Source organism: Pseudoalteromonas sp. 68 DY56-GL68 (assembly GCF_041414825.1).
Taxonomy (GTDB): domain Bacteria; phylum Pseudomonadota; class Gammaproteobacteria; order Enterobacterales; family Alteromonadaceae; genus Pseudoalteromonas.
The window spans coordinates 1-9686 of sequence record NZ_JAOCZL010000014.1; the positions used below are offsets into that span (position 1 = coordinate 1).

Genomic DNA, 9686 nt, shown 5'->3' on the forward strand with positions numbered 1-9686 from the left:
GTTTGACTTGGTTTTTCAGGATTGAAACCTGGTCGTTTACTATGAACATAAACGGCCGCAAGCGGTAAGCGTTGCCACATGGGTTTACGCTTTTGGCTACCAAGCCAATTTAAGCGTTGCAGCATAATTACTAAGCCGTGATCATCAACCATATCAAGGGCTTTTTCTGTAAATTCTTGCGCTAACTTAAATGGTGGGTTGGTGATGATCATGTTGAATGTTGGCAAAAATGCACTTGGTGTTGTTAAAAAATCACGGCCTCTAATCTCTGCGCGTGAATCTTCACGAATGTCCCAGCTTTCAACACTAAAGCCGTGCTGTTCTAATACCGTTGGGTAACTCATTGGGTATTGTTCACAACCGCCTGCACTTGGATCTAATACTCTTGGGTATTCATCTGGTGAACAAAGCAAAATATTATTTTCAGCAAAGGCCGCTAGAAAATCTTCAATTAGCCAATGTGGTGTTACATAGTAATCATCCGCATTGCGCACAGTTCCGCGATTTGTTGAACTCATGATCTCACCTCAGAAAGTGCTTTTCTCAACATACGAATAGACTCTTCACAACCACCTGTAGATTCAATCCAACCAATTGTTTGATGTATTCCATCTATGAGTATTTGTTTGTTTTTTAATTCTTTTGAAAGTTTATAAGATAAATTAAATACTTGTGATTTACCTTGGCTCTGTGTGTTTCTAATTGTTGGCTTTTGTGTTTCGGAGTGATCTACAACCATTTTCGAAACATCGTTACTTTTTTCAACCATTAACTTGGCCATGATCAACCCCTAATGTGTGTTAGTGTTCTGTGCTGCAACTAGGTGCGGTACGACATCAAATTTAGGCGGTTGTCGCTCAAACTTTTCTGGCATCAAGACATTTGCATTTGTGAACGCAGTGAGCAGCTCTTGTAATTGAATAAGTGCTCTGTGCACTGCTTTACGCTCTTGAACATTGAACTTATAAAATCCCGTATTTAAACGGTCAGGCTTTAATCCAGCAGAAAAGCAGACAATTGCTCGCTGTTTTTCTGTTAAAACAACATCAAATACGTAAGCGGGCGTACGCTTCGCATTCCCCCTGCGTGCTCTAATTTCTGCTAAACCTTTAGGTACTTTTTGTACTTCTACAGCTTTCAGCTGAGTCGTATTAGTTTTGCTTTCAGTTTCAGTAATGCGTTTTTCTAAGATTGTCTGTACTGGGCTTTCCATTGTCATTGCTCCTAGTTGTTTACGCTTTGCCACTGTGCGCGGCCTTGCTCGTAGCGGGCTTGTAAATATGCGCCTAAATCACTTACGTTTACCAAAGTTGGCGAACGCTCCGAATCAGTTGCTTTAAATGTTGGAAACGGCAATTGCGCAGCTTTGGCTTTTTGCTCAGCGGTTTTAGGCTGAATGCCCAAATGCTCAACGCAAACATCTTTAAGTTTTACAATAGGCGTTTCGTAACGCGCCAATAGCGCAAAGGTCATGTTCATGCTGCTGCGCCTTCACCAAGCTGCTGAGCTTTTATTTGCTCGCCATATTCTTTATAGAAAGCATCTGCATTCATTGAGCGCCATAAATTTATATCTGACTCAAGCCAGACAGCACTGCGATGTGATAAACGGTGAGATTTAGGGAATTTCCCTTTATTCATTAAGTAATACAAGTGAGAAAGTGAAATTCCACATAACTCTAAAACTTGTTTACGTTTTAAGAACTTTTCATCAGGGCCAACAACCTCTCCCTGCAAGTTTTTACGGTATCTGTCTAGTTTCATATTTACCTCAAACTGTGTTGACTGGTTCCAATATTGTCCATTTGTGTGCTAACCTGTTTTATTAGATCAGCTTGTTATACCAAACAAAAACATATGAACACTATAAGACCTTTAATGGTCACTATTGTATCTAAAGCAAATATTAGGATCTTATAAGAACCATGTCAAACAATATCGGGCAAAAGATAAAAATTATTCGTGAGTCGTTAAACTTAAGCCAAGCTAAGTTCTGTGAATTACTAGATATTGGTTTGAGTGGCTATAAGAAGTATGAGACTGGTATTTCTGAGCCTGGCGCAGGAAACTTAGAGAAGATTGCCAACCACCCACAAACAAAAATGTATTTTTTATGGCTATTTACTGGAGAAACAAATCCTGCTCTTGGTCAAATAGCACCTGGTGATGCAGTTCCTGAAGGTAAGCTATCTGAAGAACAGTTTGAAGAGCAATTTATTGATACTGCTGTGGGCTCTTTAATGATGTTTTGCCATTTGGATTGGTTTACACCTAATAAAGATAAGAAAGTGGACTTTAACGATTGTGGTAAGCTACTGCTCAAAGATTTACGTCCAATTATAGACGCTAGAGCAACGAACACATCAAGCAACCAAAAAATGGCTTAAAAAAACCCGCAAATAGCGGGTTTTAATTTATTAAATTTTATTCATTAGTATGGATTTTTTATCATTAAATTCATCTTCATTGATAATTCCTAACTCTTTTAATTCACCCAGCTTTTTAAGTTGTAAATAAACATCTTCACTCTGGCTTTCTGGTGGTTTTGTTTTTATATTCTCTTCCGTCGGTGCTAACAATGCTTGCTCATTTTCAATAGCTGTTACTAACTGCTCATTTTCTGCTTTATTAAAGCTTTTAAATTCAATTTTGTTTCCTGAGCTATGAATTAAAATTGTATGCTTCATTAATGCTGACTTTCTTTCCAAAGAGTTAATATTTTTCAATGGTATTGATTCAATCACTTCTCCCATGAGCCCCTTCCTATAAAACACAACTCGCTCATTAGTAGTTAATAAAACACCATTGTGTTGGGTATCATCCCCCTTACCCATTGCGTTGCCAATATACCCTTCACTCGATGCAACTATTCTTTCGCTTTGTTTTAAATGTAGCTCTTTAAATTTAATTACGTGTTTGGACTCTTTAGCCATTGCATTCCCTTTATTTTTCTATATACACGATTTAACCAGATTAATTTATTGCTCATCTTTTAACAAGGTTCAAAATTAATAGACATAAAAAAACCCGCATTAGCGGGCTTACTTAACAATCTTTAAACTAGGTTTATGAACGGGCTCTGTTTGCAATTCTATCGGAGCCTGTAAGTTTTTTATTCTATAGCTCACTGCTTGTGCATTTACTGCTTTTAATTTTTCGTAAGCCGCTAAGTCTCTTTTATTTTGAAGTGCTTCGCCTAAGTTCATCACAATATTGTGTGCAACCCCTCTATCATCTTCACTTTTAAAAAGCTCACTCGGTAATAAGCCCTTTAGCTTATGTTTTAAATTTGTTTCAAGGCTTACAGTATTACAGCCAAACACAACCGACAGACAAACAACGCCTAAAGCGATGGCTAATAAAATAATCATGAGTATCAATAAAGGCACTATGCAACCTCTGCATTTTTGTGAGAAACAATTTTTTTAACGGGGTACACGCTGATCACTGCTAGCGATAGGATATTTAATACAATAACAACGACCTTGTAAGCAGGTGACAAACTACTGTCATCTAAAATTCCACGCATAATAAACTGTGTCAGTTGTACTATAGCTTGTAAAATTGCTAAATATAAACACACCCGCGCAACTGGTGAGAACGAGCAACGACGTAGCGCATGCAAAGAAAATAAAGTCACTACAAACGCAATTGAAAAACAAAACATGGTGAAATAAAAAAACTGACGTAACATCATTTTTTCCATTTCAAGTGAAATAATGTGATCAGCAAGTGGCGAGCTAACTGCATGAAACACCATCACTGTTAGCGCTGAAATAAAGCATGAATGAAGTATATGATCTTCATCTGTTTTTATAGACTGCCTACCACCGAAAAATAAAGCAAAGCGGTGTTTACTAAAAGTGATAACGATAAATAACACGGCGACAATTTCTAGTAGTCTGATTGTCCAGTCAATTGCTGTGGTTGGGCTGATCATTGTTGTTCCTTGGTGATAATATTAACCAGCATTGAGCTGGTTAATTAGGCTTAAGAAAACTACTTTTCTTTAGGTGGTTCACTACCACCGCCGCCGCCGCCATTTCCTGCGTTTAAACTACCTGTTTTAAGTGTATGTAACATTTTCATGCTGTTTCCCTTTTGGTTAAATTTACACCGTTTTAATGTGCAATTTTTATTGTAATGATTAAATCATGAATATCAATTAAATACTGTACAAATAAACAGTACCAGATTTAACCTATTGATATATATACACCAACGTCATTACTTATAATTACGAAATTAAAAAATACACAGAATTTATGGTCAATGCAACAAAAACTAACACTTTGTTAGTTTTTTAACTGCGCATGGTGTATTGATAATAAATATCGGTTACAATATGCTCACTTACGCGATGGTGTTTATATGTTTAAAAAGAAACTAACCCAAGAACAACTTAATGTAAGCGCTATATTCGAGCGCTTATGTGCTGTTTATCAAGTTAAAAATAATGCAAACCTTGAAAAGCTTTTGGATTTAAGTTCAGCATATTGCACAACTCGTATAAAGCGTGCATCAATCCCTTATGACTTAATTGATCAGGCCGCAAGAACAACTGGTGCGAGTTATGATCATATTCTTTACGGCACACCTATCAAAAACATATCTCTGAGTGATTTGGACATTATAGAAAATGGGCTTTTAAAAGGGCTGCTAGGGTTACAGGCAGGTGGTTTTATAGAAAGCTCTCACTCATTTACAGATCTAAAAAGCATGGCTCAATTGCCACTGAAGGCAATAGAAACTGAGTTAAGTTTATATTTGAGCGAAGAAAAGAAGGACAGCGCTTAGCTATCCTTTTCTTCTCTGTTGAATTTTGCGTATATAACAGAGCTATTGTTTATTTCATCATAATGGCGCATTAACTCACCTAGGCTTTTTTCTTTGGCTGGCTCGGTTTTATGCAATGTGGGTAGCTCGACGTTGTAACGTTTCATCTTTGGGAATTTGCCGATTAACAATTCAATCTCACCTTTTACAGATTCAGCTTGCGCATGTAATTCGAATGCACGTTCGGGGTTTTTCTCATTTTTAAAGTCTATCGATAACCGTGCATATATTTCTGATTTACTTCTTACTTGATTTTCAAAGTAGCGATTTCTCATTGTGTAGACTGTGCTGACTATTAAAAGTACAAAACAAACTACAATTGCAATTATAAATAACTCGGTCATTCTCGCCCCCTTGGCAAATTCAAGCCAATTATACATCCGAAACGATTAAGAAGAATATTAGGAAAAAGCATGGCTATTGCTAGCATTATGCTTAGACATAAAACAATAAAACTATATGAGTAATGCACCCAAGGATAAGGCTCTTGTATGTCTAGCACTATAAACTTAAACCATAGAACAAAATGCGCTAAAGCGATTGCGCTAGTTATTCTGAACACGGCAAAGAAAAGCTCACTTAGCTTATAACTTAGCAATGAATGCAACAGATAAAGAAAGTATATGCTAAGAACGTTAATCGCAAATAAAGCTAAGTAAACGTTTTGTGCAGACTGCCAATTTCCTGACTCATTGATATAAACAAGCACTCGCTCCATGAGCAATGATGTGAAAAGGTATTTTACAACAACAACAGCAATGGATAGAAAGTCACTGAAACGCTCTTTATAGCGGTGAGCCCGATAGATGGACAATACAAGTGCTGAAAAATATGAAAACGCAATAATGCTTTGCCAAGAGAAGACCTTGTGAGTGCTTCTTACAACTAGCAGTTCGCTATATAAATCAGCGAGATATTCAAACATGCATACTCCTTTAAGAGTGCATAGAATATATGTTCGGATATAAAAAAACCAGCTATTAAGCTGGCTTTAAGGATAATTATTAATTAGTTTTCTTTCTTTGGCGGTAAAATCACAATACCACCAGAGCCTTGCAAGTTTTCTTTTTTAGGTGGCAAGATCACAATACCACCAGAACCCTGAATTTTTGTTGTTTTAAGTTCTTCAGCAGGTAATGCGTTTAAAGAGAGTCCAGAGCTTAATAAAAGTGCTGTTATAGCCATTTCTAGTTTTCCTTATAAGTAAAATTAACCTCCTTTCTTAGCAAGTTACTTGCCACATAATTTTGACACTAGGTATTTTTTACAGACACAAAAAAACCTGCTTAAAGCAGGTCAGTTGAGGGTGACTATTGGGACCCCATAATTGTTGCGGTGCCCCAATAGTCACCCTTACACTCTTTAAAGCCTTTATTTTATTGATTATCAGTCCAATCTAACATGGGTGCCACGGAAAAACGGCGGTTTAATGTCGTTGTGCTCATAACATGGCCCCTTTAAAGATCAATGCATTTACTTGCAACTTAAATTACCTAATACGATTAACGCTTAATATAGCGATGACACATACCCTTTAGGTATGCACCGAAATGAAAAATTGCGACCATTATACCACCGAAGCTGGCGCGCGGCATGGCTTAATCGAAGATCAGATGATGAAAAGAGGCGAAGAAGTGTACTGCAATCTCACTTCTTTGAAGAATAAGATAAAATGTAAAGGCTACATTTTTACTTTACTAAGAAGATGTTCAAGGTTTTGGCCCGTAAGCTCCAAAACAGTGATTTCAAGTTCTTTATAATCCTCATTTTTCAGATTAACTAATTTAGCTCCTACTGCAATGCGAGCAATTTTCTGAGCAGGGTCTATTTCTACAATTTCAATGGATGCATGTGTATCATGATCTTTTGACTGTACGTAATACTCGCTAAAGAAAGTACCATCAGCACGTACATTTGGGTTGCTATCGGAGACAGACTGCAAAAGCGTGCCCTTTTTAAGATCACTTTTGCGAATAGAAAAGCTGTATTCAGCCACATTAGCGTGGCCAACAATGACTGTAACAGCGCTCTCCCCATTAATTTTGAAATCGTGATCAGTTACTTCAATCACTTTTAGCTTACCACTATCATAGGTTGGCTCCATGCAAGCGCCCAAGCTAAAGATCAGAAAAATGGATAAAACAACATTTTTAATTAGCATTCTTTGTTCCTTAAATTTTATATTGCCTTCCTTTAAGTTAGATAAAAGAAGGCAATAATTCAAAATTTAAATCACTGAAAATGCACTTTAAATTTAAACTATGTTGGCACCGCTAAACCAAAGTAATGAGCAATACCACCTAAAATATTAGTTACCGCCACAGAAGATAAAATTAACCCCATTACTCGGCTAATAATACTTGCCCCACTGTCACCAATTAACTTATGAACATGTGTGGCAAGCAGTAATAAAACCAGCACGATTACTAATACAAAAAGCATGATTGATGACGTTATAAGCTGCTCATACCAAGTGTATTCTGTATTTCGAGTCATTAGCACCGCACCAAGCATGGCTCCAGGGCTCGCAATAGAAGGAATGGCTAATGGGAAAATAGCCGTTTCGGTGCTATCTCGTACGCTTTTGATTTCAGTTTCAGGTTTACTTTCACCGAATATCATCGACAAAGCAAAAAGTAATAAAACAATACCTCCGGCAATCTGAAACGCCGAAAGCGGAATATTTATCGCATTTAAAAGTAACTCGCCCGCGACAACAAAAAATAATAGAACTAGTGCCGAAACACCAACTGCTTTTAAAGCAACTTTGCGCTTAAATTTGGCGTCATCCCAGCGTGTAACAGCAATAAAAACAGGCACTGTACCGATAGGATCAATAACAGCAAAAAAGAAAATGAATGCGGCAAGCAATTCATTCATTAAGAAAACTCCCTATAAAACGTGTTAGCGAATAAAAACACTGCAACTACAATACAGTATGTTAGTATATCACGGTAGCGTAAGGATAAGAGAAGATGAATATAGAATCACTCGTCAGTAAAGCAAAACAAGTCTGCGACAATCGTGGGGCACGTTTCACACCTATCCGTGAAAAAGTATTCCGCCTACTAGCAAGTGCTCAGGGTGGCGTTGGTGCTTATGATTTATTAGAACAACTTAAATTAACTGAGTCAGGCGCAAAACCTGCCACTATTTATCGTGCTCTGGATTTCTTGTCAGAACTTGGCTTTATTCACAAAATTGAAAGCACAAACTCATTTATGTTGTGCCACCATTTTGATCACATTCACCCTGTGCAGTTACTAATATGTGACAGTTGTGGCTATGTTAAAGAGTTACACTCAACCGTTATTTCACACGAACTAAATAATCTAGCGGCAGAGAGTGGGTTTATTGTCTCAGGACAAACTATCGAAGCACACGGTAAATGTGAAAATTGCAAAGATTAAAAGATTAAGTGCGCTGTCACATACAGCCACTACACTTATAGTTAGAAAGGCAGTTTAACTGCGTAATCTGAGGGAAAATAAACAATGAATGTAGAGTTCATCAACCCTTTTTTATCATCATTATTAAATGTATTGAGCACCATGGCTCAAACAGAATTAAAACCGGGTAAACCTAGTTTAAAAAAAGATGAATTAGCCCGTGGCGATGTATCAGGTTTGATTGGTATGGTAGGGCCTCAAACAAAAGGCTCACTATCAATTACCTTTGATGAAAGCTTAGCATTAACTATTATGGAAAGAATGCTAGGTGAGCGACCAGACTCAGTCAATGAAGAAGTAACCGACATGGTAGGTGAAATTACCAACATGGTAACAGGCGGTGCTAAAAACTTACTTGGCGAAAAAGGCTATGAGTTTGATATGGCAACGCCGATTGTTGTGTCTGGTAAAGGACATACAATCGCCCATAAATGTGAAGGCGCCAAGGTATTGATCCCATTCACGTCCGCTGATGGTAACGCTAATATTGAAGTTAGCTTTGATAAACTATGAGCTGGCAACAAAAAACCATTCAATTAAAGCCTCGCTCGCGAGGCTTTCACATTATTGATGACGAGATACTTCGTCAACTCCCCGAAATAACTCAATACAAAGTCGGTTTATTACACCTGTTCATTCAGCACACCTCTGCAAGCTTAACAATTAACGAAAATGCAGATCCCACAGTAAGAATGGATATGGAAAGTCACTTCAATCATTTTGTGCCGGAGCGACAAAGTTATTACCGCCATGATTATGAAGGTGATGACGACATGCCAGCTCATATAAAAAGCAGTACATTAGGTGCTGAACTCACCATTCCAATTAACCAAGGCCGTTTAATGCTAGGTACTTGGCAAGGTATCTATTTAGGTGAACACCGAGATCATGGTGGTGCTAGACGTATTGTCGCGACGATTCAAGGTCAGATCTAAAACTAACTGTAAGCTATAAACTAAACTTGGCATTAACTAAATTATTTAAGAAAGTGTTTTAGGATTTGTTTAGAGATTGGAGCGGCACACGAGGCTCGAACTCGTGACCTCAACCTTGGCAAGGTTGCGCTCTACCAACTGAGCTAGTGCCGCATCAAAAAAGTTACTAGTTACAAGTTTCTAGATTCAAGTTTGAATAGCTTGGAGCTTTCAACTTTCCCCTTGAAACTTATCTCAATTTCTTTTGGTGATAAATTGGAGCGGCACACGAGGCTCGAACTCGTGACCTCAACCTTGGCAAGGTTGCGCTCTACCAACTGAGCTAGTGCCGCACAATAAGTTACTAGTTATAAGACTCAAGTTAAAAGTTGGAATAGCTTGGAGCTTTCAACTTTCCCCTCGAAACTTAAGCCAATTTCTTTTGGTGAGAAATTGGAGCGGCACACGAGGCTCGAACTCGTGACCTC

General features: G+C 37.8%; 18 protein-coding genes and 2 tRNA genes. 5 read left to right on the forward strand and 15 right to left on the reverse strand.

Annotated features, from left to right (window positions below; all coding sequences use genetic code 11):
* The 5 genes from NYF15_RS08035 to NYF15_RS08055 form a co-directional block, all read right to left on the reverse strand.
* Positions 1 to 518, reverse strand: a 518-nt coding sequence (locus NYF15_RS08035; protein WP_371353278.1) for an SAM-dependent methyltransferase, incomplete at its 3' end; no start/stop codon positions are given.
* On the reverse strand, positions 515 to 781 hold the full coding sequence (locus NYF15_RS08040; protein WP_371353279.1) for a hypothetical protein: 267 nt from the start codon (positions 779 to 781) through the stop codon (positions 515 to 517). The genes NYF15_RS08040 and NYF15_RS08035, both read right to left, overlap by 4 nt.
* Positions 782 to 790: 9 nt before the next feature.
* Complete coding sequence (locus NYF15_RS08045; RefSeq protein WP_371353280.1) at positions 791 to 1246, reverse strand: hypothetical protein; 456 nt, start codon at positions 1244 to 1246, stop codon at positions 791 to 793.
* Positions 1225 to 1479 (reverse strand): pyocin activator PrtN family protein, encoded by a 255-nt coding sequence (locus NYF15_RS08050; RefSeq protein ID WP_371353281.1) that lies wholly within the window; start codon positions 1477 to 1479, stop codon positions 1225 to 1227. The genes NYF15_RS08045 and NYF15_RS08050 overlap by 22 nt, the downstream gene beginning before the upstream one ends.
* Positions 1476 to 1763 carry a helix-turn-helix transcriptional regulator gene (locus NYF15_RS08055; protein WP_371353282.1) on the reverse strand — a complete coding sequence of 96 codons (288 nt, stop codon included), beginning with the start codon at positions 1761 to 1763 and terminating at the stop codon, positions 1476 to 1478. Before NYF15_RS08055 ends, NYF15_RS08050 begins: the two co-directional genes overlap by 4 nt.
* A gap of 161 nt (positions 1764 to 1924) precedes the next feature.
* Here NYF15_RS08055 and NYF15_RS08060 point away from each other — a divergent pair, with 161 nt between their 5' ends.
* The gene (locus NYF15_RS08060) at positions 1925 to 2386 is read left to right on the forward strand and encodes a helix-turn-helix domain-containing protein (protein ID WP_371353283.1); all 462 of its coding nucleotides are present in this window, start codon (positions 1925 to 1927) and stop codon (positions 2384 to 2386) included.
* 30 nt (positions 2387 to 2416) lie between these two features.
* Here NYF15_RS08060 and NYF15_RS08065 read toward each other — a convergent pair whose 3' ends face one another.
* The 3 genes from NYF15_RS08065 to NYF15_RS08075 form a co-directional block, all read right to left on the reverse strand.
* On the reverse strand, positions 2417 to 2932 hold the full coding sequence (locus tag NYF15_RS08065; RefSeq protein WP_371353284.1) for a PH domain-containing protein: 516 nt from the start codon (positions 2930 to 2932) through the stop codon (positions 2417 to 2419).
* Positions 2933 to 3040: 108 nt separating this feature from the next.
* The gene (locus NYF15_RS08070; protein WP_371353285.1) at positions 3041 to 3370 is read right to left on the reverse strand and encodes a hypothetical protein; all 330 of its coding nucleotides are present in this window, start codon (positions 3368 to 3370) and stop codon (positions 3041 to 3043) included.
* Positions 3371 to 3387: 17 nt separating this feature from the next.
* Complete coding sequence (locus NYF15_RS08075) at positions 3388 to 3939, reverse strand: hypothetical protein (RefSeq protein ID WP_371353286.1); 552 nt, start codon at positions 3937 to 3939, stop codon at positions 3388 to 3390.
* Positions 3940 to 4370: 431 nt separating this feature from the next.
* Between NYF15_RS08075 and NYF15_RS08080 the strand changes: the two genes are divergently transcribed.
* Entirely contained in the window at positions 4371 to 4796 is a 426-nt protein-coding gene (locus NYF15_RS08080; RefSeq protein ID WP_371353287.1) for a helix-turn-helix domain-containing protein, read from the forward strand.
* Here the strand turns inward: NYF15_RS08080 and NYF15_RS08085 are convergent.
* From NYF15_RS08085 to NYF15_RS08105, 5 genes are all read right to left on the reverse strand, one after another.
* On the reverse strand, positions 4793 to 5179 hold the full coding sequence (locus tag NYF15_RS08085; RefSeq protein WP_371353288.1) for a hypothetical protein: 387 nt from the start codon (positions 5177 to 5179) through the stop codon (positions 4793 to 4795). The genes NYF15_RS08080 and NYF15_RS08085 overlap by 4 nt on opposite strands.
* Positions 5176 to 5760, reverse strand: coding sequence for a hypothetical protein (locus NYF15_RS08090; protein WP_371353289.1), 585 nt, complete (start codon positions 5758 to 5760; stop codon positions 5176 to 5178). The genes NYF15_RS08085 and NYF15_RS08090 overlap by 4 nt, the downstream gene beginning before the upstream one ends.
* 83 nt (positions 5761 to 5843) lie before the next feature.
* Positions 5844 to 6020, reverse strand: a complete 177-nt coding sequence (locus NYF15_RS08095; protein ID WP_371353290.1) for a hypothetical protein — start codon at positions 6018 to 6020, stop codon at positions 5844 to 5846.
* A gap of 496 nt (positions 6021 to 6516) precedes the next feature.
* Positions 6517 to 6996: a hypothetical protein gene (locus NYF15_RS08100; protein ID WP_165381446.1), complete on the reverse strand. Its 480-nt coding sequence runs from the start codon at positions 6994 to 6996 to the stop codon at positions 6517 to 6519.
* A 98-nt stretch (positions 6997 to 7094) separates the two neighbouring features.
* Positions 7095 to 7715, reverse strand: a complete 621-nt coding sequence (locus NYF15_RS08105; protein WP_130149307.1) for a MarC family protein — start codon at positions 7713 to 7715, stop codon at positions 7095 to 7097.
* A 95-nt stretch (positions 7716 to 7810) separates the two neighbouring features.
* On the opposite strand from NYF15_RS08105, the gene NYF15_RS08110 reads away from it, so the two are divergent.
* The 3 genes from NYF15_RS08110 (at position 7811) to NYF15_RS08120 (ending at position 9219) form a co-directional block, all read left to right on the forward strand.
* Positions 7811 to 8245 (forward strand): transcriptional repressor, encoded by a 435-nt coding sequence (locus NYF15_RS08110; protein WP_062568536.1) that lies wholly within the window; start codon positions 7811 to 7813, stop codon positions 8243 to 8245.
* A gap of 84 nt (positions 8246 to 8329) precedes the next feature.
* The gene (locus NYF15_RS08115; protein ID WP_130149306.1) at positions 8330 to 8797 is read left to right on the forward strand and encodes a chemotaxis protein CheX; all 468 of its coding nucleotides are present in this window, start codon (positions 8330 to 8332) and stop codon (positions 8795 to 8797) included.
* On the forward strand, positions 8794 to 9219 hold the full coding sequence (locus NYF15_RS08120; protein WP_130166180.1) for a secondary thiamine-phosphate synthase enzyme YjbQ: 426 nt from the start codon (positions 8794 to 8796) through the stop codon (positions 9217 to 9219). The genes NYF15_RS08115 and NYF15_RS08120 overlap by 4 nt, the downstream gene beginning before the upstream one ends.
* Before the next feature lie 77 nt (positions 9220 to 9296).
* Here NYF15_RS08120 and NYF15_RS08125 read toward each other — a convergent pair.
* Together NYF15_RS08125 and NYF15_RS08130 are read right to left on the reverse strand one after the other, a co-directional pair.
* Positions 9297 to 9372, reverse strand: a tRNA-Gly gene (locus NYF15_RS08125).
* Between the two features lie 103 nt (positions 9373 to 9475).
* Positions 9476 to 9551 (reverse strand) — tRNA-Gly (locus NYF15_RS08130).
* Positions 9552 to 9686: the final 135 nt, after the last annotated feature.

What these genes read in the sequence shown, in the direction of transcription:
- NYF15_RS08055 (WP_371353282.1), bottom strand. Translation starts at nt 1,763, where the DNA reads ATGAAACTAGACAGATACCGTAAAAACTTGCAGGGAGAGGTTGTTGGC.
- NYF15_RS08105 (WP_130149307.1), bottom strand. Translation starts at nt 7,715, where the DNA reads ATGAATGAATTGCTTGCCGCATTCATTTTCTTTTTTGCTGTTATTGAT.
- NYF15_RS08075 (WP_371353286.1), bottom strand. Translation starts at nt 3,939, where the DNA reads ATGATCAGCCCAACCACAGCAATTGACTGGACAATCAGACTACTAGAA.
- NYF15_RS08065 (WP_371353284.1), bottom strand. Translation starts at nt 2,932, where the DNA reads ATGGCTAAAGAGTCCAAACACGTAATTAAATTTAAAGAGCTACATTTA.
- NYF15_RS08110 (WP_062568536.1), top strand. Translation starts at nt 7,811, where the DNA reads ATGAATATAGAATCACTCGTCAGTAAAGCAAAACAAGTCTGCGACAAT.
- NYF15_RS08100 (WP_165381446.1), bottom strand. Translation starts at nt 6,996, where the DNA reads ATGCTAATTAAAAATGTTGTTTTATCCATTTTTCTGATCTTTAGCTTG.
- NYF15_RS08090 (WP_371353289.1), bottom strand. Translation starts at nt 5,760, where the DNA reads ATGTTTGAATATCTCGCTGATTTATATAGCGAACTGCTAGTTGTAAGA.
- NYF15_RS08085 (WP_371353288.1), bottom strand. Translation starts at nt 5,179, where the DNA reads ATGACCGAGTTATTTATAATTGCAATTGTAGTTTGTTTTGTACTTTTA.
- NYF15_RS08060 (WP_371353283.1), top strand. Translation starts at nt 1,925, where the DNA reads ATGTCAAACAATATCGGGCAAAAGATAAAAATTATTCGTGAGTCGTTA.
- NYF15_RS08070 (WP_371353285.1), bottom strand. Translation starts at nt 3,370, where the DNA reads ATGATTATTTTATTAGCCATCGCTTTAGGCGTTGTTTGTCTGTCGGTT.
- NYF15_RS08040 (WP_371353279.1), bottom strand. Translation starts at nt 781, where the DNA reads ATGGCCAAGTTAATGGTTGAAAAAAGTAACGATGTTTCGAAAATGGTT.
- NYF15_RS08115 (WP_130149306.1), top strand. Translation starts at nt 8,330, where the DNA reads ATGAATGTAGAGTTCATCAACCCTTTTTTATCATCATTATTAAATGTA.
- NYF15_RS08095 (WP_371353290.1), bottom strand. Translation starts at nt 6,020, where the DNA reads ATGGCTATAACAGCACTTTTATTAAGCTCTGGACTCTCTTTAAACGCA.
- NYF15_RS08080 (WP_371353287.1), top strand. Translation starts at nt 4,371, where the DNA reads ATGTTTAAAAAGAAACTAACCCAAGAACAACTTAATGTAAGCGCTATA.
- NYF15_RS08050 (WP_371353281.1), bottom strand. Translation starts at nt 1,479, where the DNA reads ATGAACATGACCTTTGCGCTATTGGCGCGTTACGAAACGCCTATTGTA.
- NYF15_RS08120 (WP_130166180.1), top strand. Translation starts at nt 8,794, where the DNA reads ATGAGCTGGCAACAAAAAACCATTCAATTAAAGCCTCGCTCGCGAGGC.